Below are 21,392 nucleotides of genomic sequence, written 5' to 3' on the forward strand. Positions count from 1 at the left end.
CTAAAATAAAGCAAATAATAAATAGAAAGAAAGGTTTTAATCATGAATGCTGTTTTACTTGCTGTATTAGTCATGTTAATACTAAGTCTATTACGTGTAAATGTCGTGTTATCCCTTATTATAGGTGCATTGGTGGGAGGGTTAACAGGTGGACTTGGTATAACAAACACAATTGAAGTCTTTACAAATGGTTTAGGTGGCAGTGCAGAAGTAGCGCTTAGTTATGCTTTATTAGGAGGCTTTGCTATTGCTATTTCTCGTACAGGTCTACCTAATCTTCTTGTTGATAAAATTATTCAAAAGGTAGGGAAAGAGGGAGAGACAAGAAAGAAAGGGTTATCTAAAACATTAGTCATTTTGTCATTGTTAATTATGGCGTGTTTCTCACAAAATCTAATTCCTATTCATATTGCATTCATCCCTATCTTAGTCCCACCATTATTAAAAGTGATGAATGAATTGAAGATAGACAGAAGATTGATTGCTTCCGTTCTTACATTTGGTTTAGTTACTCCTTATATGCTTATCCCTGCAGGGTTTGGCCAAATATTTCACCAAATCTTAGCAGATAATATGACAAGTAGCGGTTTGAATGTTGATATGCAACAAATACCACTAGCTATGCTACTTCCAGCTTTAGGTATGGTTGTAGGCTTAATAATAGCCGTATTTATATCTTATCGAAAACCGAGAGACTATCAATCATCAGAAATCATAGAAACTGAAACGGTATCTTATAGTATGCGCGGTGTCTTATTTGCTGTATTATCAATCATTATTGCGTTAGTTGTACAAATACAACTAGATTCAATGATTATGGGAGCAGTGGCCGGTATTATAACTGTCTATTTAAGTGGGACCATAAAGGGCGCTGAAGCAGATAGCTTATTAACAGATGGAATGAAAATGATGGCATTTATCGGGTTTGTCATGCTCGCGGCATTTGGTTTCGGTGATGTGCTGAAAGAAACAGGGGATGTTGAAGTCCTTGTGTCGAATGTAGCTGAGATGATAGGGAATAATCAAGCCTTTGGTGCGTTATTAATGCTTTTAGTAGGCTTATTAGTCACAATTGGTGTTGGTTCATCCTTTTCAACTATCCCAATCATCACGACCATTTTTGTGCCTTTATGTATAGAGCTAGGGTTTAGTCCTATGGCAACGATTGCATTAATTGGTGCATCTGCTGCATTAGGTGATGCTGGATCACCTGCTTCAGATAGTACACTTGGACCGACATCTGGATTGAATGTGGATGGTAACCATAATCATATTTGGGATACATGTGTACCAACATTTATTCATTATAATATACCTGTCATTATATTTGGATGGATTGCTGCAATGGTATTATAAAAAAATAAACGAGTATTACTTAAACCCGATCATATTTGATTGGGTTTATTTTTGTGAACTCGACCTGAGGCAATGGATATAGGTCGAGTTTTCTGAATCATGAATGACTAAGCATGTAAATCTGACCGTCAAAGAACAGAATCGAGTAAAAAGTGAAAAAGTAATAAAGTCTAAGCCATAAAGCTAAATGTAGTCGTACATTGCATATGTCACTATAAACACCTAAAGGAAGCTAGGATTTAACAGATAAGATATGAATAGAAACTATTAAAGAATATTGACAGGATATCAGTTCCCTCAGTCAATCTTCTTTTCATTTTCCAACGCGATCTTTAGAACTAGATATTCGTTTTAAGCATTACCGCATAAAGGATAACAAGATGGTTCCAACCAAATCTGAGGAGGAACCATTTTTGTTTAAAATTTAATGCCGAAAAGCATTGTAAGGATATTACGCTTTTTTATTCTTTTTTTGGGAAAGGTACTAACAGTAGGGCTGTCAGAGGGAATAGGAGACACTTGCATGAAATTCTGCTTTTCAAGTATGTGTATACGTTCATGTAAACGTTCAATTTCTGCGTGTAATTCTTCTAACTCCTGCCGGTGATGTAGCAACTGATAAGAAGTCACATCATCTGCTTTTGCATTTAAGCGTTGTTCTAACATATCTATTCTTGCGCTAAGTTCATCATTAGATATCTGTGGACTAGATATAGTGGCGTGCCGAATTTTTTTGCTAGTTACTTTAATGTCTTGAAGAAGGACACCTGAATTTAATTGATTATGAACTCTTTTTAATAATTGAATATCTTCTTCTGAGTAAGCATAATGTCCATGCTCATTTTTTGTCATATTTAAATTTAGCTGTTTTATCCATCGCTGAATAGTACTTTGGGATACACCGAGTAGTTTCGCTACAGCGCCTGTATTCAAAAGTAATCTCCTCCTTATCATTACTTTATTAAGAAGCATTCGCTTATAGAAATATATTTTCCTTTACGTTTGACAAAACAAGTGTTGCTTCGTCAAAGATAGTGAATATTTTACAACCTTTTGAGTAATAATCGTTTTTAGTGGGGAGAATGAAGAAAACAGATGGGAGGATAGGTGAAATGACAGAATACGAATTAGAAGACATCTTCCATGAGTCAGGGCATTACCACTTATATGAACAATTAAAGTATAAATTATGGATTGCTTATCAATGGCTAGAGGCAGATCGAAATATACTATCCGAGTTCCTAAATATTTATGATTTTGACCACGACGAAGAATTATATTGTAAGGAATTCTTATTTCATTATAAGATCTTTAAAAACATAAAGAAGAAGAATGCTTTTTATTAAATGAACAGGTAAATAAAAAAAGCCCCCAAATTATTCAATTTGTGAGGCTCTTATTACTTGCGTAATGAAGGGAGTTATTTTGTTTTATAATGTTGTGTGAAGAATTCGTCTGTTTCTTGTACAACAACTTTCCTCAACAGGAGTAGACCAACTAAGTTCGGAATCATCATTAATGCGTTAGCCATATCAGCAAATGCCCAAACGGTAGCTAAGTTAACCATTGCACCAGCTGCACAAGCAATAATATAAATCGCGCGGTAGCCTGCAATTCCTTTTGTACCAGCTATATATTCAAAGCATTTCTCACCGTATACATACCAGCCTACAATTGTTGTAAATCCGAAAAAGATAACAGAAAAAGCGACGATATATTCTCCTGCTGTTCCTAATACTGATGCAAATGCTGCACTCGTTAATGCACCACCATCGAGATTAGGGTCATGGGTTACGCCAGAAAGTAATCCACCTGTATAATCCCAAAAGCCAGTAATGATTAATACAAGTCCAGTCATTGTACAAACGATGATGGTAACAATGAAAGTGCCTGTCATAGCAACAAGTGCTTGCTTCACAGGATGGTCTGTTTTGGCATTACCGGCGATTAAAGCAGCAGTACCTAAACCAGCTTCATTAGAGAAGATTCCTTTTGAGACACCATTTTTAATTGCCTCTGATACAACAACTCCTACAAAACCACCGGTTGCTGCGATCGGATTAAAAGCATAATGAAAAATTAATTGAAATGACGGAATAATCATTTCATAATTGACCGCAATGATGATTAAAGCGCCACCAATATAAAGAAAAGCCATAATGGGAACAAAGAATCCAGCGACGGTACTAATTCTTTGAATACCTCCAAAAATAATAAGTGAAGCAAAAACAGCTAAAACGATGCCAGTAATCACACTGTTGATACCAAAGGATTCACTAGCTACTTGAGCAATCGTATTAGATTGCACGCTATTCCCTATACCTAAAGCGGCAAAAGCACCAAAAATGGCAAAGGCAATGGCTAACCATTTAAACTTAGCTCCTAATCCTCTCTCAATATAGTACATGGGTCCACTTGAATATTCACCATTGCTATTCTTTACACGATATTTCATTGCTAGTAAGGCTTCCGCGTATTTAGTAGCCATCCCGAAAAGCCCAACAATCCACATCCAAAAAATGGCGCCTGGTCCACCTAAAGTGATAGCTGTGGCGACTCCAGCGATGTTTCCGTTACCTATTGTTGCTGCCAATGCAGTCATTAACGCTTTGAAATTACTTACATCGCCTTCATCATTTGTATCCTTCGCGTTTCCTTCCTTTGTAAATGCTAATTTGAAAGCATAATAAAGTTTCGTAAATGTACGGCCTTTAAGCATGATTGTTAGAAGTAGGCCCGTCCCAAATAATAAGATTAAACTGGGGGTTCCCCACAAAAAGGAATTAACTTTTTCAAGTATGTTCATAATGTCCACAGATGAATCTTCCTCTCTTTAGTTGAATATCATACTATATTTTTTAAAATGTAATCGCTTTCTTAAATGAATAAACCAAAACCATTTTCATCTTGGTAAAATTCTTGAAGTGCACGGAAAATTATAAGAATACTTATTATTGTAAAATTATACAAAGATAACTTCAATCAATTTTAAAAAAGTTTAACTATTTATAATAATCAATAAGTTTAAAAAGAGCTTTTCGACAGCATGTAAAGGTTTAGATATAATAAAAAAAAGAGGCAGTTGGAGGTTTGAAATGGAGAGAGAAAAACAGTACGGGAAAGATCCATTTAAACGATCATTTGATAACTTAGAAACATTTGTAGATAAAATTAGAGATGTTCTTGAATGTCCAGTTACTATTGAAGATGCTAATCATCGGTTATTAGCTTATAGTACGCATGATGATCAAACCGATCAGGCTAGGATTGCAACGATTATTAGCAGAAAAGTTCCCGAAAAGGTAATAAATAGTTTATGGAAAGCAGATGCTATACCTCAATTATTAAGGAGTGCTGAACCATTAAAGATTCCAGAAATTAAAGAAATTGGTCTGGGGAATAGGGTAGCAATCTCCATTAGGCATCAAGAAGAGGTGCTTGGCTATATTTGGGTGGTCGAACGAGATAAGTCTCTTACAGCAGAAGATATGTATTTATTAAAACTGGCTGCTCAATCGGCAAGAATTGAATTGTTGAAGCTTTATCGTCAAAAAAAGAAAAGAGAAGAAAGCTATCAGGATTTTTTCTGGCAGTTGTTAACTGGCAGATATCCCAAGCATGCAGAAGTAATAGACAAGTTAGATGATTTTCATATCAAACCATCTCTACACTCTGCTGTCATTATTTTTCGCTTTATAGACGATATAGACATGCAAACAGAACAAAGCATGATTTATCTCATTTCAACGAGCCAAAAAATCCATATGACTTTTTATGCAACGATGGGTAATGATTTTATCTTACTAGCATCTCCGCCATCTACACAGGCAAATGAAACAGATTTATCTGAGTTTGTCCAGTTTGTTATCAATCAAATGTATGTAAGATTTGAAATTGATCATATCATTAGTGGTAGTAGCAGTTTGAAATTGACCTATGACCATGTTGAAGATCGCTATTCAGAATGCTTAGAAGTACTTCGTTTAAAATCACAATATCCGAAAGAAATGCAAGAAATCTATACTTATCACCAATTGGGTGTCTTTAAATATTTGGATGCCATTCTTGATATAAGAAGCCGTGATGCATATGAACATCCCGTCATCCAACGTTTAATAGATTATGACCATGCTCATCGAACGGAGCTATTAATGACGCTAGAAGCCTTTATTTTAAATGATAGCAATGTAAATGACGCTGCTAAGATACTACATGTTCACGTTAATACATTAAATTATCGTTTGAAGAGAATTACTGAACTCACTCATGTGAACTTTAAAAGTACACATGAGAAATTTTCCTTGTATTTAGAACTGCAAATCCGCAAATACATAGAAAAAAAGCATCGTTTGTGAAATTACACAAATGATGCTTTTTCATTTTTCAAATATAAACAAAGTCATTTCAACATTCTATTATTATACTGACAATAGGGAAACATAAAATTGTCATTTATTATTTGACAATTTATTCTATGCAATTTATTCATACTTAAAAATTAATATAATAAATGGAAGGGGCCAAAAGGATATGATTATCGGCGTACCTAAAGAAATTAAAAACAACGAGAACCGTGTAGCAATGACACCAGCGGGGGTAGATGCATTAGTAAAAGCTGGACATGAAGTACTTATTGAAACGACTGCAGGACTCGGAAGTGGATTTCAAGATCAAGATTACGAGTTAACAGGCGCGAAAATCGTAGGCACGGCAAAAGAAGCATGGGCAGCGGAGATGGTAATGAAGGTAAAAGAACCGCTACCAACTGAATATGACTATTTCCGTAAAGGCCTAGTATTGTTTACTTATTTGCATTTAGCAGCAGAACCAGAATTGGCAGATGCGCTAGTGAAAAGCGGAGTAACGGCTATTGCATATGAAACGGTTGAGGTGAACCGTACACTTCCATTACTAACACCAATGAGTGAAGTTGCTGGTAGAATGGCAACACAAGTTGGAGCGCAATTCTTACAAAAAACAAACGGCGGCCAAGGAATATTACTTGCGGGTGTACCAGGTGTATCAAGAGGAAAAGTGACGATTATTGGTGGGGGCGTTGTGGGTATTAATGCTGCGAAAATGGCCATCGGTCTTGGTGCAGATGTAACAATCATTGATTTAAGCCCTGAAAGACTTCGTCAACTTGATGATATTTTCGGTAATAGTATTCAAACATTAATGTCTAATCCATTAAATATTGCTGAATCTGTAAAAGAAGCTGACCTTGTAATTGGTGCTGTACTCATTCCAGGAGCAAAAGCGCCAAAATTAGTAACAGAAGAAATGATTCAAACGATGAAACCTGGTGCAGTCGTTATCGACGTTGCGGTTGACCAAGGTGGTATTCTTGAAACGGTTGATCATGTAACTACACATGATGATCCAACATATATTAAACATGGTGTTGTGCATTATGCTGTGGCAAACATGCCAGGTGCCGTGCCAAGAACATCAACAATCGCTTTAACGAATGTAACGATTCCTTATGCATTACAAATAGCGACTAAAGGTGCACATCTAGCTGTTGAGCAAAACCCAGCATTGAAATTAGGGGTAAACGTAGTAAATGGGCATGTAACGTATGAAGCAGTCGCAAGGGACTTAGGATATGATTATGTTCAAGTTGAGGCAGCATTTGCAAATGAAGAAATAACAAACTAATGATACTTTTTCCTACCTCTTATTGGGGTAGGTTTTTTTATTCTTTGAATGAAATATTAGACGATGTATGAATTTGTGAGAGTGGTTCAGTTAATACTAAATCATGTTGAACGCGATTTTCTTATAGCTTTCATTTATTATGCTTTTGCTATGATGGGTAACGTCTCTTCAGGAGCCTCTTCACCATTCAAAGGATTGAATAGGGCTGTATTTCTCTAGTTAAACATATAGGGGATATTCGATTTCATTCAAATAAATAAAACAGAAAAATGGATTGTATTCTTTGTACGGGATGGTTTATCTTTTCACATTTTGTTATTGATCGTCTTATTTTTGACATCTTCTGTGTACTAATTAGTCTAGTAATAGAAAAAAGTTCACTTTTAGGGGGCTTAAAAAGTGAAGTGAAAAGCCATTAGACCAAGAGCCTTCAATCAAAAGTTGACATTTTTCATGAAACTCTATATAATCTTCAAAAAAATAGTTAAACGTTGATGAGGAATAGTAAGTTTTCATCATTATTTTCAGAGAAGGTATCCGTTTGTGCTGTGAGATATCTATTAATGAAAAGCTGAACCTGCCCTCTGAGTACATATTCTTTAGAATATGCGGTTTACTTGTTGAACCGTTATCAATAAGAGTGCAAAGCTTTGCTTTGAAATAGGGTGGTACCACCAGTCATTGGGTCCCTATTTGAAAGCAGGGCTTTTTTGTGTCTTTGAGAATAAAAATTAAAAATGAGGTGTCAATATGGGTAAACAGTTTGTGAAAGAAATAACATCAATGAATGAAGATTTTCCACAATGGTATACAGATGTCGTAAAGAAAGCTGATTTAGTCGATTATTCGAGTGTGAGAGGTTCCATGATTATTCGTCCATATGGTTACGCCCTTTGGGAGAACATTAAATCAGCACTTGATCAAAAGATAAAAGAAACTGGGCATGAAAATGTTTATATGCCTCTATTTATTCCTGAGAGCCTTCTTCAGAAAGAGAAAGATCATATTGAAGGATTTGCCCCAGAAGTTGCTTGGGTAACTCATGGTGGAGAAGATGAGCTTGCTGAAAAACTTTGTGTGCGCCCGACATCAGAAGTACTATTCGGAGAACATTATAAAAATATTATTCACTCTTATCGTGATTTACCAAAGCTGTATAATCAATGGTCAAATGTTGTTCGATGGGAGAAAACAACAAGACCATTTTTACGAACGTTGGAGTTTTTATGGCAAGAGGGCCATACTTGTCATGCGACGGATGAAGAAGCGTTAGAAGAAACAGTAAAGATGCTTGAAGTCTATGCAGATATTTGTGAAAATCTTTTAGCTATCCCTGTTGTTAAAGGCAAGAAAACGGAAAAAGAAAAGTTTGCTGGCGCAAAATTAACTTATACAATTGAAAGTTTAATGCATGATGGTAAAGCGCTACAATCAGGGACATCTCATCATTTAGGAGATGGCTTTGCAAAGGCATTTGGGATTCAATTTACCGACCAAGATGGAAAAGAGCAGTATGTGCAGCAAACTTCTTGGGGATTCACAACCAGAATTATCGGTGCGATGATTATGGTCCACGGTGATGACAGAGGTTTAGTAATTCCGCCAAAGGTTGCCCCAAAGCAGGTAATGATTGTTCCTATTGCGCAACATAAGGATGGCGTATTAGATTTTGCCTATGATTTAAAAGAAAAACTAAATAAAGTAGCGCGCGTAGATATTGATGCAAGTGATAAAAAGCCAGGTTGGAAATTTAATGAATATGAAATGAAGGGTGTGCCCATTCGCTTAGAAGTAGGGCCTAAAGATATTGAAAAGGGTCAAGTCGTACTTGCAAGAAGAGATACAGGAGAGAAAATGGTCACTCCATTAGAAAATCTAGAAGAAACAATTGTTCAACTTTTAGAAGGGATTCAAACTTCACTTTATCATAAGGCAAAAGAACACTGCAACGATCATACGTATGAAGCATATACTTATGAAGAGTTTAAGCAGATATTTAATGAAAAACAAGGGTTTGTCAAAGCGATGTGGTGTGGTAATCAAGCATGCGAAGAGAAAATAAAAGAAGACACAAGTGTGACTTCCCGTTGTATGCCATTTGATGAAACGGCGATTGCTAAAGTGTGTGTGTGCTGTAAAGAAGAAGCAAAGCATCTTGTCTATTGGGCTAAAGCTTATTAAGAAAAAAATTTTATTGACCCATATCTTTTTTTCACTTATAGCCGTTTAAGTAATAGAAAGTGTGAAGGGGTGAAGGAAACAATGCATAAGGAGCAGATGGTAAGCCGGTCAGCAACGTTAGATTTGATTGCGAAAAAGTATTATCGAGACTTAGTAAACTATTGCACCTTTCTTTGCCAAAATGAGTGGGATGGAGAGGACATCGCGCAAGAAACCATCTTGAAGGCAATGAAGTATAACGAAACTAAAATAACACGAGCTTTATTAAAGAAAATTGCTTATCATCAATGGATTGATGTGGTTAGAAAAAAGAAAAAAGAGCAATTAACAGAAAATCATGTTGATATCGAAACGAGAAATCATCATTTGACAGAAACAATTGAATTATTATTAGAGAAATTAACTGTGCAACAGGCGCTAGCTTTTTCATTAAAAGAAGCGTTTTTATTTAAGAATAGTGAAATTGCAGAGATGTTAAATATGAAAGAAGCCTCTGTTAAGAGTTTATTGCATCGAGCAAGAAAACGTTTAGGAACAGATATGAAAGAATTGAATCAGCAGTGGGATGAGCCGGTCAAGAGAAAAATCTTTCAAGTTTTCCATCGGGCACTTGAGCATCAACATCCCACTGAGCTTATCAAATTACTGCCAGTAATCAGTCATTATAGTACTTCCAAGCAAAGCACCCCTTCCAATGCTTTCAATATGATGGCAGCTTAATGCTTGCCTTTTTGGAGGTTTCCTAATGAGCACGATACCCTATGTAATTGAACAAACGGCTAAAGGTGAACGGTCCTATGACATTTATTCAAGACTATTGAGAGATCGGATTATTATGATTGGTGAAGAAATCAATGATCATATGGCGAATAATATTGTTGCACAAATATTATTTTTAGCTGCAGAAGATGAGAAAAAAGATATTTCACTCTATATTAATAGTCCTGGAGGATCAACAACAGCGGGCTTTGCTATTTTGGATACACTCGACTATGTAAGGTGTGATATTCGCACTATCTGTACAGGGATGGCTGCCTCATTTGGTGCACTACTGCTTCTATCTGGCACGAAGGGAAAACGATTTGTGCTTCCTCATAGCGAAGTAATGATTCATCAGCCCTTAGGTGGTGCAAGAGGGCAAGCGACAGATATTGAGATCTCTGCAAGAAGGATATTAAAGCTAAAAGACGTAACCAACCAAATGATTGCCGAGAAAACAAATCAACCATTAGACAAGGTGAAGTTGGATACAGAGCGTGATTATTTTATGAGCGCACAAGAAGCGGTGGATTATGGAATCGCGGATGCTATTTTAACGAAGAGTGAATGATACTAACTCACATTAAGCCCACGCTTAATTGATGATAGATGCATATGTAATAGGGAAGGTACCCAGCTTTTAATTAAAGGAGGTAATCCCTAGTGCATTATTATTATCGACATCCTGGTGTTTCGGACGAACGCTTTTTTCCCTTTTTGGCGGCGCCATTTGTTGGCGGTTTTCTTGGAGGATTAGCGGGAGGGGCTTTAGCCGCACCGCTGTTCTTTAGACCTAGGCCGTGTTTTGGAGGACCTTGTCCACCGTATGGATACGGATACGGCCCCGGCCCTGTTCCATATGGCAATCAAGGTTTTGGTGGCTATCCAAATGCCTATGCTGGCAATCCCAATCTTTATGGACCAAATATTAATATAAATAATGAGATTAACTAGATAGAAATGATACCACGGAGAGATGCTGTGGTATTTTTTTGTAAGCTTGAATTTATATATTGAAGGATGGTACAGAAAACCCAAGTTTATATAAATAAAAAGCAGTCGTAAAATGACTGCTCTTCTATATTAGGTTTGAAAAATATGTCTTCACCCTACATTTGCATCGTAGTCCATTTTAATTTTAATGACAAATGCGCACTTTGATCACCGGCAGATTGAAAATTTAAGGTCAATCCATCTGGTGTATAAGTAACTTTCGGATGATTGTTCAGATCAGCAGATTCAATTAATTGATTAACTTTTGTTTGATTTGATTCTTGGGCAGCAGTCATAATATTATAGGAGTATTCTCTGGACTTCGCCATTTTATCAAGTAATTTACTAGCACTATTCATTAATACTTCCATTTCTTTTGCTGATTGAATGAACTGATCTGGATTAACTGGAGGGAATGAACGTAGTATATGTATTGGTGGATAAGGGTGGCAATAAATAGGATAGGTATAAGGATACGGACAAATAGGAGAGGGATTAAAACGTGTAGGATACATCATAGGTCTCCTTTCAATATCGCATTAGCATAAATATATGTGCCTAGGGCTTATTCTATGATTAAACAGAATATTCCCATAAAATATATGTTCGGTTATAATGGTAGTTGAGGGGAGGCGTACATATGTATCCAAAAACAATGATAGAAACGTTAGGTATTGAAATTACAAGCCTTGAAAAGGGAAAGGTTGTTGCCACTATGCCTGTAGACGGCAGAACGAGACAGCCATTTGGTATCCTTCATGGAGGGGCTTCTGTAGCGCTTGCTGAAACTGTAGCGAGCTTAGGTGCTTATGAACTCGTTGATAAAGAAACAGAAGGTGTAGCAGGACTAGAGATCAATGCTAACCATATTAAGTCAAAGAAAGACGGCGTTGTGACAGCAATTGCAACAGTTCTACATCAAGGAAAAACAACGATGGTTTGGGAAATAAAGATCGTCGATGAACAAGAAAAATTAATATGTGCATCAAGGTGTACAATGGCTGTTTTAAAATTGAAAAAGTCTTAATGAAATGCGGGTGGGAAGGTAATTTCTACCCTGCTTTTTTTTGTTTTATATGTGGCATTGTATGATGTGAAAGTTAAACCTTCGCATGGTATCCAGTATCCACACAACAATCATTACCACCTAACGAATACATGCTCTCTTTAAATGTTAAATTACTAGAAACCATTGTTAAACTAACAATTGGCAATCAGCCACAAATAGTGAAACAAACGACGTTTCCCAGCTTAAGCTTTACTCTATGATAACTGAACAAGTTAGGTTTGTGGGACACTTTCATTTGATCGTAATCAATTGTTTAAAGCCATCAAAAATATTTTTTTAATAAACCGCAAGTTACGTTTCATTCATTTGATTAGTCAAGATTGGAAAATTTGTTTATTAAAATAAAAAACGCCACCTACATGCAGTTTAGATTGCATATGGTAGCGTTTTTTTTTATAGATTCTTCCCTAATTTCTTTTTAAATTCTTCATATTTTTGTTGTTCATTAGATTTCTTTATCTCGAGGTATTCCTGGTAATCATCAACCTTACTACCTTTCATTCTTACCCCATGATGATAGGCTGCTCTTCCAAGTAAATGGCCAGCAACTGGAGCTGTTAAAAACATAAAGACGATACAGAGAAGTACTCTTGTATTAAACTCACTCTCATGAAAGTAAAAGTAAAAGAATGCAGCTAATAATATACAAAGGACACCAAGTGTAGCAGCTTTTGAAGCAGCATGGTTTCTCGTATATACATCAGGTAATCTGATTACACCTAGCGCTGCTATTAAGTGAAAAAATGCTCCGAGAATAATAAATATGACGATGATAATATTAGCGATCTCTATCATGATCAATGATGACTCCCTTCTCTAGATATTTGGAGAAGGCTACTGTCCCGATAAACGCTAATATACCAAATAGCAAAATGAACTCTACATAGGCAGTTGTATCTACTTTGATACATATTAACGCGACAATACCAACAATGTTTACTCCAACGGCGTCTAAAGCAACGATACGATCCGGCAATGTTGGGCCTATAATGATTCGGTAGACTAATGCAAGCATGGATAGAGCTAAACAAATGATTGCAATTGTAACGGCAGTTTGTATCATTTTCGGCTCACCTCCATAATCGCTTTTTCGAAGCTTGTTTGAATTGCTTCTATTTCATCCTGGACATCATTCATATCTACTGCATGAACAAAGAGAATCTTTTTATCTTCAGATATATCTACCACTAACGTACCCGGTGTTAAAGTAATTAAATTAGATAAAGTAGTGATTTCCCAATCCTTCTCTAAACGGGTTGGATAAGCAAAAATCCCGGGAGAGTTGTGTAACTTAGGTGTTAAAACAATTTTGACAACAGCAATGTTGGCTAGAATTAACTCTTTTATAAAGATAAAGAGTAATTTTACGACCGCATATATACGGTATAAATAAAAACGGCTACTGAAGAAGTTTCTAAATACAAACAGGATGAGTAGGCCGAAGAAATATCCTTTGATAAATGCTACTAGATCATACGTTGTTGTTAGAAACATCCACATAAAACCAAGACAAACATTTAATAAAATTTGAACTGCCATACTCACTACTCCTTTAGAACTGCATCGATATATAAATTGGTGTTGATTAAGCTTTCAGCAGCTTGAGACATATACGGATAAATAAAATCTGCACCTACACCATAGCAGATAGAAAGAATGACTAAGATCACTGGAGCGGTTAATAACTGCTTATAAGGAACCGTCTTTTCATTTGCATATGTCTTTGGTTCGCCCCAAACCCCATTAATAAAGATTTTCATAATAGAGATGAGTACGAATAAGCTAGATGCTAATACAATTGCAGCGCCAATGAAGTATTCAGATGAAAACCCACCCTGAACAATAAGCACTTTTCCTACGAACCCACTTAACGGTGGGATACCTGATAGTGCAAGTGCTGCAAGGAAGAAGGTCCAGCTAAATCCTGGATAATTTTTAATCAATCCACCCATTTGTTTCAAGTTATTCGTCCCCGTAATGGTCGCCATTAAACCAACGAGTAGGAATAAAGCTGCTTTAATAATCATGTCATGAATGAGGTAGAATATTGATCCTGTTAAGGCACTTTCATTCATTGTACTGACACCGAATAGGATGACACCTACTGCAACAATAATATTGTATATGATAATTTTTTTAACATCCGAATAAGCCAAGGCTCCGATAATACCAGCAATTATGGTTAATATTGCTAGAATCATGATGACCTGTTGAACATACCCGCCGTCTTCATAAAAGAATAAAGAGTACGTCCGGATGATGGAATAAACACCGACCTTCGTGAGAAGTGCCCCGAAAATTGCCATTACAGGTGCTGGAGGTGCATAATAGGAGCCCGGAAGCCAGAAGTAAAGTGGGAATATCGCACCTTTCAATCCAAATACAATCAGGAATATGATTCCAATAATAGAAATCACACCAGGTTGAGATATACCACTTATTTCACTAATTCTTGCAGCGATATGCGCCATATTCAATGTTCCTACGACTGAATACAGATAACCAACCGCAATGACGAATAGACCAGATGAAATAACGTTAACGAGTATATACTTGATGGATTCTCTTAATTGAATTTTCGTTCCACCGAGTAAAATCAACGCATAAGAAGACATCAACATCACTTCGAAAAATACGAATAGGTTAAAGATATCGCCTGTTGTGAAAGCACCATTCACACCAACAATTAGAAATTGTAATGCAGCATAAAAATGATATTTTTCACGTGCTTCGCCAATTCCCTTAAACGAATAAATGATACAAGCAAATGCGACGATACTCGTTGTTAATACAAGTAAAGCAGATAACATATCAGAGACGAGGGTAATGCCAAAAGGAGCATCCCAGTTTGATAAGTTTAATGTTTGTATGCCGTCATTTTTCACCTTATTTACTAACAAGGCAGATAGAATGACTGTGACAAAAGCCGATAGACCAGAAACCCACCTTTGAGCAATAACTGACTTATTTAAGAAGATCAGAATGACGGCGGTAATTAATGGAACTAAAATTGGTAGTATTAAAAAATTAATCATTGCCATCATTTCCTCTCAATTTCTCCATATTGTCTGTTCCAAGTTCTTTATAAGAGCGATACCCTAATACAAGGAATAGAGCGGTAACCCCAAAAGAAATGACGATTGCAGTTAAAATGAGTGCTTGAGGAAGAGGGTCTGAATATGCACTGGCTTCTTCACCTATTAGAGGGGGTGCACCTCTCTTCAAGCCTCCCATAGTTAATAAGAGAAGATGTACGCCGTGACTTAATACAGTTGTCCCTAATATGATTCGCACAACACTTCGTGATAGCATCAAGTAGGTCGCTGACATGAAAAGAATGCCGGCAATAATAATCATTAGTATTTCCATTATTCATCATCTCCTCCTATCGTTTGAATAATGGACATTGTCACACCTACAACAACAAGATATACCCCTAGATCAAACAATGTAGCTGTATGCAAGTGGAGTTCACCTAATATAGGTACATGAAGATCTCCAAAAGCATGTGTTAAAAAAGGTTTGTTGAAAATGAGTGACCCAGCACCAGTTCCAATCGCAAATACTAAACCAACTGCCACCATATATAAAAAGTTGACTGGTAAAATATTTCTTACTGTTTGTAGGTCATAGGCCAAGAGTAAGAGTAGGATGGCTCCTGAAGTTAATAAGCCACCAACAAATCCGCCTCCAGGTGTATAATGTCCAGCAAAAAAGATGTAAATGGAGAAAATCATGATGAGAAATAATAAAACTTTCGTCATCGATTGCAAGATAACGTTACTTGTTTTCAATTTTCTTTCCTCCATTTCTCCTTAACTTAATCAGACTGAAAATAGCTAGTGCAGCAATACCTAGCACAGCAATTTCAAACATCGTATCAAAGCCCCTAAAGTCAACTAGGATAACATTCACCATGTTTTTTCCAGCCGCTTCACTATACGTGTTTTCAATATAATATTGTGAGATAGAATCAAATAATTTTGTACTATGCGCTGTTAATCCAACTAAAATTACGAATAAACCCACTCCGACTGAGATAACCGCATTACGGACTTTAACTGGTACAGGATCATCTGTTAGTTTTTTCGGTAAATGATAGAAGCAAAGTAAAAATAGTGATACAGAAATCGTCTCAATTACTAGTTGTGTTAGTGCTAAATCTGGCGCTCGAAACACAATAAACAACAAGGAGACCATATATCCTATTGTTCCAGTTAAAAGAATCGAAACGATACGGGACTTAGCAAATAATAATGCGATTGATGAGATTGCAACTATCAATGTGAGTATGACTTCGTAAAAATGAATAGGTGCCAGATTATCAGTGCTAAAGGCGAAGGCGTTTTGCCCAAACAATGAACCAATAATAAGAACAACCATAAACAAAAACATATAACTTAAATAATGGTTAATCGAACCTGTCATTACATTGCGGTTCAAGCTGTGAGATCCTTTATACATTGAATCAACTAGCCCATCATAAAAACGATTAAGTGCAAGCTTCTCAGGGAAAATCCCGTAAATTCCGCGCCACTTATTTAATCCGAGATACAACAGAACCCCAACGATAATAACACCTATTGTCATAACCAACTCTGTATTAAAACCATGCCACATAGAAATATGAACATCAAACTCATACATTGGCATAACCGTTTCTATAGCAGGTACTAATATTGGTTTTATGATATTAGGGAAAAAGCCAATAACAATAACTAATGAAGCCAGAATAATTGGAGATATAAGCATACCAATTGGCGCTTCATGCGGTTTTTTCTCTAATTTTTCAGGTTGATACTTCCCTGTGAATGTTTTGAAAACAAGGATCATACTGTATATGAACGTAAAAACGCTCGCAATCCATGCAATAATTGGGATAATGATACTCCACTCAAAATCCATATGAAGTGCATTAATCATCCCAGTAAAGAACATCTCTTTACTTAAAAATCCATTAAATGGCGGAAGACCAGCCATTGAGAAGGTACCTATAATTGCAATCGTAAAAGTGATAGGCATTAGGTTCATCAAGCCACCAAGTTTACGGATGTCCCTTGTACCAGTTTCATGGTCAACAATTCCTACAACCATAAATAAACTACCTTTAAAAGTTGCATGGTTAATTAAGTGGAATATTGCTGCAGTTGTAGCGACAGTAAAATATTTCGGTTGATCGTAATGTAGCGCAGCTGCTCCTACACCTAATAAAGACATAATTAATCCAAGTTGACTTATGGTCGAAAAGGCTAGGATAGATTTTAGATCGGTTTGCTTGACCGCTGAGAAGGATCCCCAGAATAATGTGAACAATCCAAAAGCAATGATGAGCCCCATCCATAAAGTGTCTTCGGCAAAAACTGGACTCATTCTAGCTACTAGATAGATCCCCGCTTTAACCATTGTAGCTGAGTGAAGGTAAGCACTAACAGGGGTTGGTGCTTCCATCGCATCTGGTAACCAGATATGGAATGGAAATTGTGCCGATTTCGTAAATGCACCTAATAGAATACATAAAAGAGCGGCAACAAAAAGTGGGTGATCAATAATTGTGTCAGCTTGTGCGACAATTTCGGTAATACTGAACGTTCCGGTCATGTTATAGAGAAGGATGATTCCTCCCAACATAGCTAGTCCACCTAAAACGGTGATAATCATTGATTTTTGTGCACCATAGCGTGATTTCTCTCGATTGTACCAATAGCCAATTAAGAGAAAAGATGAAAAGCTAGTTAATTCCCAAAACGCATAAAGGACAATTAAATTGTCTGATAAAACAACACCAAGCATTGCCCCCATGAACAGCAATAAATAAACATAGAATGTATTTAATTTCTCTTTCTGTTTAGAAAGATAGTAAATAGAATACAGAATAACTAACGAACCAATCCCAGTAATTAATAAAGCGAATAATAAACCAAGTCCATCCACTTTAACTGTGAAGTCAATTCCTAAAGAAGAGATCCATGAAAACGATTCCATTGTTACTTGTTTATTTGTTGTTTTAGAAATAAAACTACTGAAATAAATGAACAGCAGAATAGGAAGTGGTAGTATAAACCACCCTGTGTGTACTGACTTAATATTTTTATATATAAGCGGTACAAACACTGCGATAATAAATGGCGCAATAATCGCCAAATGTAACAGTGACAAGAAATTACCCCCTTTTGAAGAAAAAATCTGTGAATTGCAAGATAATGCAGAGAAATATGCTATTCATACTAAAGTTCAACAGCTACGGTAGTAATTATAACGTAAAAAGTTATCAGTTGCATTGAAGAAATCCTCTAACAGTAGGATTCCCCATAAACTTTATAAATAAGTAGAAACACGTCGATATTTGGCAAAAATTTTTTAAATGAATAAAAAAACGAATAATTATACAAACTATTTTTAGGTGGTGGTTTGTAAATGTTTGGGAAAATAATAACTGCTATAGGCATATTTGCCATCATTTTCTGCAGTGCATGGTTCGTTGAATCACAGGAAATGTCAAATAAACTGAAGGCAGATCAACCTAAAAAGTATGAAAGTGAATGGAGTAATTTGGAAATAGAAGCGGATGTATCTGATTTTGCTCCAAGAGAGTACGTGAAAATTAGAGAAGTGTCTTGAAAAAATTTTTCCAAAAATACGTGGCTAAAGACGACTAATGAGACTTGAAAGGTCCGGGCAAATTTGACTTTGCTCGGATCTTTTTTATTTGAACAATGATGATGAGATTACCAATGAATAATGCAATCCCAAATACTATGCATAACTTCGTTGGTTTATATAGGGAAGGGGATTTTCTAAAATGACCGTACATAACATGAGAAATAAAAAAGTACATATTTGGGACAGTCAGGAATATGATGGAGTATATTTAGGTTTTAATTCAAATAACAGAAAAATAAAAAAATAGCATGCTATAATAACAATAGAGTACACGATAAAATCCGTTTATAAAGAAGGGATCTTTTCTTATTATTTACGTAAAAAGGGGGGTCACAGCTGATGGAAGGAGCAAGATATTTATTTATTGATTTTGAATTTACAATGCCAGAACGGAATTGGAAAGGTTTTTATCCTGAAATCATTGAAGTGGGCTATATTTTGGTAGAGGGTGGAAACATCGTTGACCAGTTTTCATCTTATGTGAAACCAATTAAGTACCCTCATTTATCTAAAAGGTGTAGCTCATTTTTGAAAATTTCTCAACAACAGGTTGATACAGGAATCACTTTTAAGCAAATGTTAGAAAAGTTTTCGAAAATACCAACTGTCTCCTCCTTAAAAATCGTTACATGGGGAAATATGGATATGAAGGTGCTGCGAAATAATTGTTTACATACGGAGTTACCGTTTCCCTTTGATGGTAAAGAAATAGATTTATCAATGGAGTATAAACGATTCTTCGGTAATCAGAATCAGACAGGTTTATGGAGGGCTGTGCAAGAGTATGGAAAAGAAGGCACCGGGAAGCACCATAAAGCATTGGATGATGCCTTAACGACTTATCAGATCTTTAAGCTTGTGGAAAAAGATAAGCGCTATCTAAAGAAACCGAAGCCTGCTACAATCGGGGACGTCATAGATTTTTCTAAGCTGTTGAAGCAACATGTGTAAGGACTCAAAGTAAAATTGAGTCTTATTTTTTTGCATGAAAACCTGTTTTTAATATCAAACCTTATGCAAAAAAAGTGGTCAAGGTGATAAACGCGAAAGAAAAAAAGTCGCTGTTTTTACAGTACTGCTGCTAATCTCCTGTACTTAATCAAGTGCTAGCTTGCATTGGATTCGTGAAGTGACAGAAGGAATGACGGTCATCAAGCCGTAGTACATACATACTACTTTAGAAACGAATATCAAAAGAGCAAAGGAGCTAACTAGAAATACGGAGTACAAATAAGCAATGCCCACATAAATGATTTCAAATCAGCCAGAACGGAGGGCAAAAGGGAAGGGGACTGTTAAGGGAGATTTAAGTCCTAAATGACTAAATGTGATTTAGGACTCAATCTGTGATAGTTCGTTTAAAAACAATTATTTAAAATAGTCTTTTTCTAATGATTTTAAGTTCACTAAGCTTTTTTCTGCCCATTCCGTGCTTTTGCTAAGTAATTCTGCACGCATTTTTTCAATAGCATCTTGAAGTGAAACTTGATAGTCGGGAATTTCTTCGGTAAAAGGTTTCAACATTTTTAAAGGGACATTCGTTTGTTCCCTATATGCCAAGGCTCTTCTTTCTTGAAAGAAAACGCCGTCTACTTCTTTAGGGTGATGAAGATCACCTTGTGTAGGATGCTTCAGCACTGCTAAGACCCTTACCAAATAACTTTGCGGACGGATGTCTGTGATTTCTCCAATATATTTCCCTGTTTTGTATATCCCGGTAACTTTATCTCCAATTTTTAATTCACTCATTGATGTACCTCCTAACAATTGATCTTGCCTATATTATGAATGAGAAAGAAATGAAAGACAATCCATAAAACAGATAGATAGGCTCTTTACAAACCGGTACAATATTAAAATAATGGTAGTATAATACATACACTTGGGAGTGAGAAAATGAGAAAAAAATGGTTGGTTTTATTTGCTACGCTTCTTTTATTACTTGCTGGTTGTGGTGAGAATAACGATACAGCTGATGCAGACAAAGGGGACAAGTCAACAGCAGAGGAAAAAACACAAGAAGATGATACAGGCGAAACTGCTAAAGTAAAAGGTTTCCCACAGCTTTCCAATGAAGTAGGGGAAAATGAGCAGGTCGTTAAGATGGTAACATCATTAGGCGAAATTACGATTAAACTTTTCCCCGATATTGCACCTAAGACAGTAGAAAACTTTATCACTCATAGTAAAGAAGGCTATTATGATGGCGTTATCTTTCATCGTGTTATGAAAGAGTTTATGGTCCAAGGTGGAGACCCTGAAGGCACAGGACTTGGTGGAGAAAGTATTTACGGGGAATACTTTGAGGATGAGTTCTCTAATCAATTATTTAATATTCGCGGTGCCTTATCGATGGCTAACAAAGGTGCTGATACAAATGGTAGTCAATTTTTCATTGTTCAGAATACAACATTAGGGGATGGCCTAGAACAACAAATGAAAGATAATGAATATCCAGCTGACATTATTGAGAAATATGTGGAAAATGGTGGAACGCCATGGCTAGATGGGCGTCATACTGTTTTTGGACAGGTGATAGATGGGATGGATATTGTTGATGAAATTGCACAAGTAGAAGTAAATGAAAACGATAAACCAGTAGAAGACGTGATTATTGAGAAAATACAAGTCATCGAATAAAGGTTGGTATAGATTACATCGACTGTTATAATAAGGATATCAACGAAAGTAAGAAAGGAACATAGCCGTGCTT

The 21,392-nt window shown here is 36.2% G+C and carries 23 protein-coding genes and 1 other annotated feature; of the genes, 12 read left to right on the forward strand and 11 right to left on the reverse strand.

Features of this window, described 5'->3' with window-relative positions; translation table 11 throughout:
* The first annotated feature begins 42 nt into the window (after positions 1–42).
* Positions 43–1,356 carry a Na+/H+ antiporter family protein gene (locus MKX29_RS13870; protein ID WP_224937997.1) on the forward strand — a complete coding sequence of 438 codons (1,314 nt, stop codon included), beginning with the start codon at positions 43–45 and terminating at the stop codon, positions 1,354–1,356.
* A 417-nt stretch (positions 1,357–1,773) separates the two neighbouring features.
* On the opposite strand, the gene MKX29_RS13875 is transcribed toward MKX29_RS13870, so the two are convergent.
* Positions 1,774–2,289: a MerR family transcriptional regulator gene (locus MKX29_RS13875; RefSeq protein ID WP_341106091.1), complete on the reverse strand. Its 516-nt coding sequence runs from the start codon at positions 2,287–2,289 to the stop codon at positions 1,774–1,776.
* Positions 2,290–2,468: 179 nt separating this feature from the next.
* On the opposite strand from MKX29_RS13875, the gene MKX29_RS13880 reads away from it, so the two are divergent.
* Entirely contained in the window at positions 2,469–2,702 is a 234-nt protein-coding gene (locus MKX29_RS13880; protein ID WP_224937996.1) for a hypothetical protein, read from the forward strand.
* Positions 2,703–2,776: 74 nt separating this feature from the next.
* Here MKX29_RS13880 and MKX29_RS13885 read toward each other — a convergent pair whose 3' ends face one another.
* Positions 2,777–4,162 (reverse strand): alanine/glycine:cation symporter family protein, encoded by a 1,386-nt coding sequence (locus MKX29_RS13885; RefSeq protein WP_224938113.1) that lies wholly within the window; start codon positions 4,160–4,162, stop codon positions 2,777–2,779.
* 289 nt (positions 4,163–4,451) lie between these two features.
* Between MKX29_RS13885 and MKX29_RS13890 the strand changes: the two genes are divergently transcribed.
* The 6 genes from MKX29_RS13890 (at position 4,452) to MKX29_RS13915 (ending at position 10,911) form a co-directional block, all read left to right on the forward strand.
* Entirely contained in the window at positions 4,452–5,711 is a 1,260-nt protein-coding gene (locus MKX29_RS13890) for a PucR family transcriptional regulator (protein WP_224937995.1), read from the forward strand.
* Between the two features lie 175 nt (positions 5,712–5,886).
* Positions 5,887–7,017 (forward strand): alanine dehydrogenase, encoded by a 1,131-nt coding sequence (ald, locus tag MKX29_RS13895; protein ID WP_251163314.1) that lies wholly within the window; start codon positions 5,887–5,889, stop codon positions 7,015–7,017.
* A 482-nt stretch (positions 7,018–7,499) separates the two neighbouring features.
* Positions 7,500–7,711 (forward strand) — a binding site (T-box leader).
* A gap of 56 nt (positions 7,712–7,767) precedes the next feature.
* Positions 7,768–9,198 carry a proline--tRNA ligase gene (gene proS / locus MKX29_RS13900; protein WP_341106094.1) on the forward strand — a complete coding sequence of 477 codons (1,431 nt, stop codon included), beginning with the start codon at positions 7,768–7,770 and terminating at the stop codon, positions 9,196–9,198.
* 81 nt (positions 9,199–9,279) lie between these two features.
* Positions 9,280–9,918: a sigma-70 family RNA polymerase sigma factor gene (locus MKX29_RS13905; RefSeq protein ID WP_341106097.1), complete on the forward strand. Its 639-nt coding sequence runs from the start codon at positions 9,280–9,282 to the stop codon at positions 9,916–9,918.
* Positions 9,919–9,943: 25 nt separating this feature from the next.
* Positions 9,944–10,528 carry an ATP-dependent Clp protease proteolytic subunit gene (locus MKX29_RS13910; protein ID WP_095372058.1) on the forward strand — a complete coding sequence of 195 codons (585 nt, stop codon included), beginning with the start codon at positions 9,944–9,946 and terminating at the stop codon, positions 10,526–10,528.
* Positions 10,529–10,620: 92 nt separating this feature from the next.
* Positions 10,621–10,911 (forward strand): hypothetical protein, encoded by a 291-nt coding sequence (locus MKX29_RS13915; protein WP_341106099.1) that lies wholly within the window; start codon positions 10,621–10,623, stop codon positions 10,909–10,911.
* A gap of 155 nt (positions 10,912–11,066) precedes the next feature.
* Here MKX29_RS13915 and MKX29_RS13920 read toward each other — a convergent pair whose 3' ends face one another.
* Positions 11,067–11,465 (reverse strand): hypothetical protein, encoded by a 399-nt coding sequence (locus MKX29_RS13920; protein ID WP_224937989.1) that lies wholly within the window; start codon positions 11,463–11,465, stop codon positions 11,067–11,069.
* Positions 11,466–11,590: 125 nt separating this feature from the next.
* On the opposite strand from MKX29_RS13920, the gene MKX29_RS13925 reads away from it, so the two are divergent.
* Complete coding sequence (locus MKX29_RS13925) at positions 11,591–11,977, forward strand: hotdog fold thioesterase (protein WP_095372060.1); 387 nt, start codon at positions 11,591–11,593, stop codon at positions 11,975–11,977.
* Positions 11,978–12,412: 435 nt separating this feature from the next.
* On the opposite strand, the gene mnhG is transcribed toward MKX29_RS13925, so the two are convergent.
* Genes mnhG through MKX29_RS13960 form a run of 7 tightly spaced genes read right to left on the reverse strand, consistent with a single transcriptional unit; the run spans position 12,413 to position 18,175 of the window.
* Positions 12,413–12,814, reverse strand: coding sequence for a monovalent cation/H(+) antiporter subunit G (gene mnhG, locus MKX29_RS13930; protein ID WP_341106102.1), 402 nt, complete (start codon positions 12,812–12,814; stop codon positions 12,413–12,415).
* The gene (locus MKX29_RS13935; RefSeq protein WP_224937987.1) at positions 12,798–13,082 is read right to left on the reverse strand and encodes a Na(+)/H(+) antiporter subunit F1; all 285 of its coding nucleotides are present in this window, start codon (positions 13,080–13,082) and stop codon (positions 12,798–12,800) included. Before MKX29_RS13935 ends, mnhG begins: the two co-directional genes overlap by 17 nt.
* A complete protein-coding gene (locus MKX29_RS13940; protein WP_224937986.1) occupies positions 13,079–13,558 on the reverse strand; it encodes a Na+/H+ antiporter subunit E in 480 nt (159 codons plus the stop codon). Before MKX29_RS13940 ends, MKX29_RS13935 begins: the two co-directional genes overlap by 4 nt.
* A gap of 5 nt (positions 13,559–13,563) precedes the next feature.
* On the reverse strand, positions 13,564–15,054 hold the full coding sequence (locus tag MKX29_RS13945; RefSeq protein WP_251163318.1) for a Na+/H+ antiporter subunit D: 1,491 nt from the start codon (positions 15,052–15,054) through the stop codon (positions 13,564–13,566).
* On the reverse strand, positions 15,047–15,388 hold the full coding sequence (locus tag MKX29_RS13950) for a Na(+)/H(+) antiporter subunit C (protein ID WP_224937984.1): 342 nt from the start codon (positions 15,386–15,388) through the stop codon (positions 15,047–15,049). Before MKX29_RS13950 ends, MKX29_RS13945 begins: the two co-directional genes overlap by 8 nt.
* A complete protein-coding gene (locus tag MKX29_RS13955) occupies positions 15,388–15,828 on the reverse strand; it encodes a Na(+)/H(+) antiporter subunit B (protein WP_373370962.1) in 441 nt (146 codons plus the stop codon). Before MKX29_RS13955 ends, MKX29_RS13950 begins: the two co-directional genes overlap by 1 nt.
* On the reverse strand, positions 15,800–18,175 hold the full coding sequence (locus tag MKX29_RS13960; RefSeq protein ID WP_341106104.1) for a Na+/H+ antiporter subunit A: 2,376 nt from the start codon (positions 18,173–18,175) through the stop codon (positions 15,800–15,802). Before MKX29_RS13960 ends, MKX29_RS13955 begins: the two co-directional genes overlap by 29 nt.
* Before the next feature lie 258 nt (positions 18,176–18,433).
* Between MKX29_RS13960 and MKX29_RS13965 the strand changes: the two genes are divergently transcribed.
* Entirely contained in the window at positions 18,434–18,637 is a 204-nt protein-coding gene (locus MKX29_RS13965) for a hypothetical protein (protein ID WP_224937981.1), read from the forward strand.
* A gap of 378 nt (positions 18,638–19,015) precedes the next feature.
* Positions 19,016–19,630 carry a 3'-5' exonuclease KapD gene (kapD, locus tag MKX29_RS13970; RefSeq protein WP_373370963.1) on the forward strand — a complete coding sequence of 205 codons (615 nt, stop codon included), beginning with the start codon at positions 19,016–19,018 and terminating at the stop codon, positions 19,628–19,630.
* Between the two features lie 417 nt (positions 19,631–20,047).
* Here the strand turns inward: kapD and MKX29_RS13975 are convergent, their stop codons facing one another.
* A complete protein-coding gene (locus MKX29_RS13975; RefSeq protein ID WP_341106107.1) occupies positions 20,048–20,428 on the reverse strand; it encodes a kinase-associated lipoprotein B in 381 nt (126 codons plus the stop codon).
* A 147-nt stretch (positions 20,429–20,575) separates the two neighbouring features.
* Here MKX29_RS13975 and MKX29_RS13980 point away from each other — a divergent pair, with 147 nt between their 5' ends.
* Positions 20,576–21,319, forward strand: coding sequence for a peptidylprolyl isomerase (locus tag MKX29_RS13980; protein ID WP_341106109.1), 744 nt, complete (start codon positions 20,576–20,578; stop codon positions 21,317–21,319).
* Positions 21,320–21,392 lie beyond the last annotated feature (73 nt).

This window comes from Cytobacillus sp. FSL R7-0696 (assembly GCF_038006865.1).
In the GTDB taxonomy this organism is placed as follows: domain Bacteria; phylum Bacillota; class Bacilli; order Bacillales; family Cytobacillaceae; genus Cytobacillus; species Cytobacillus kochii.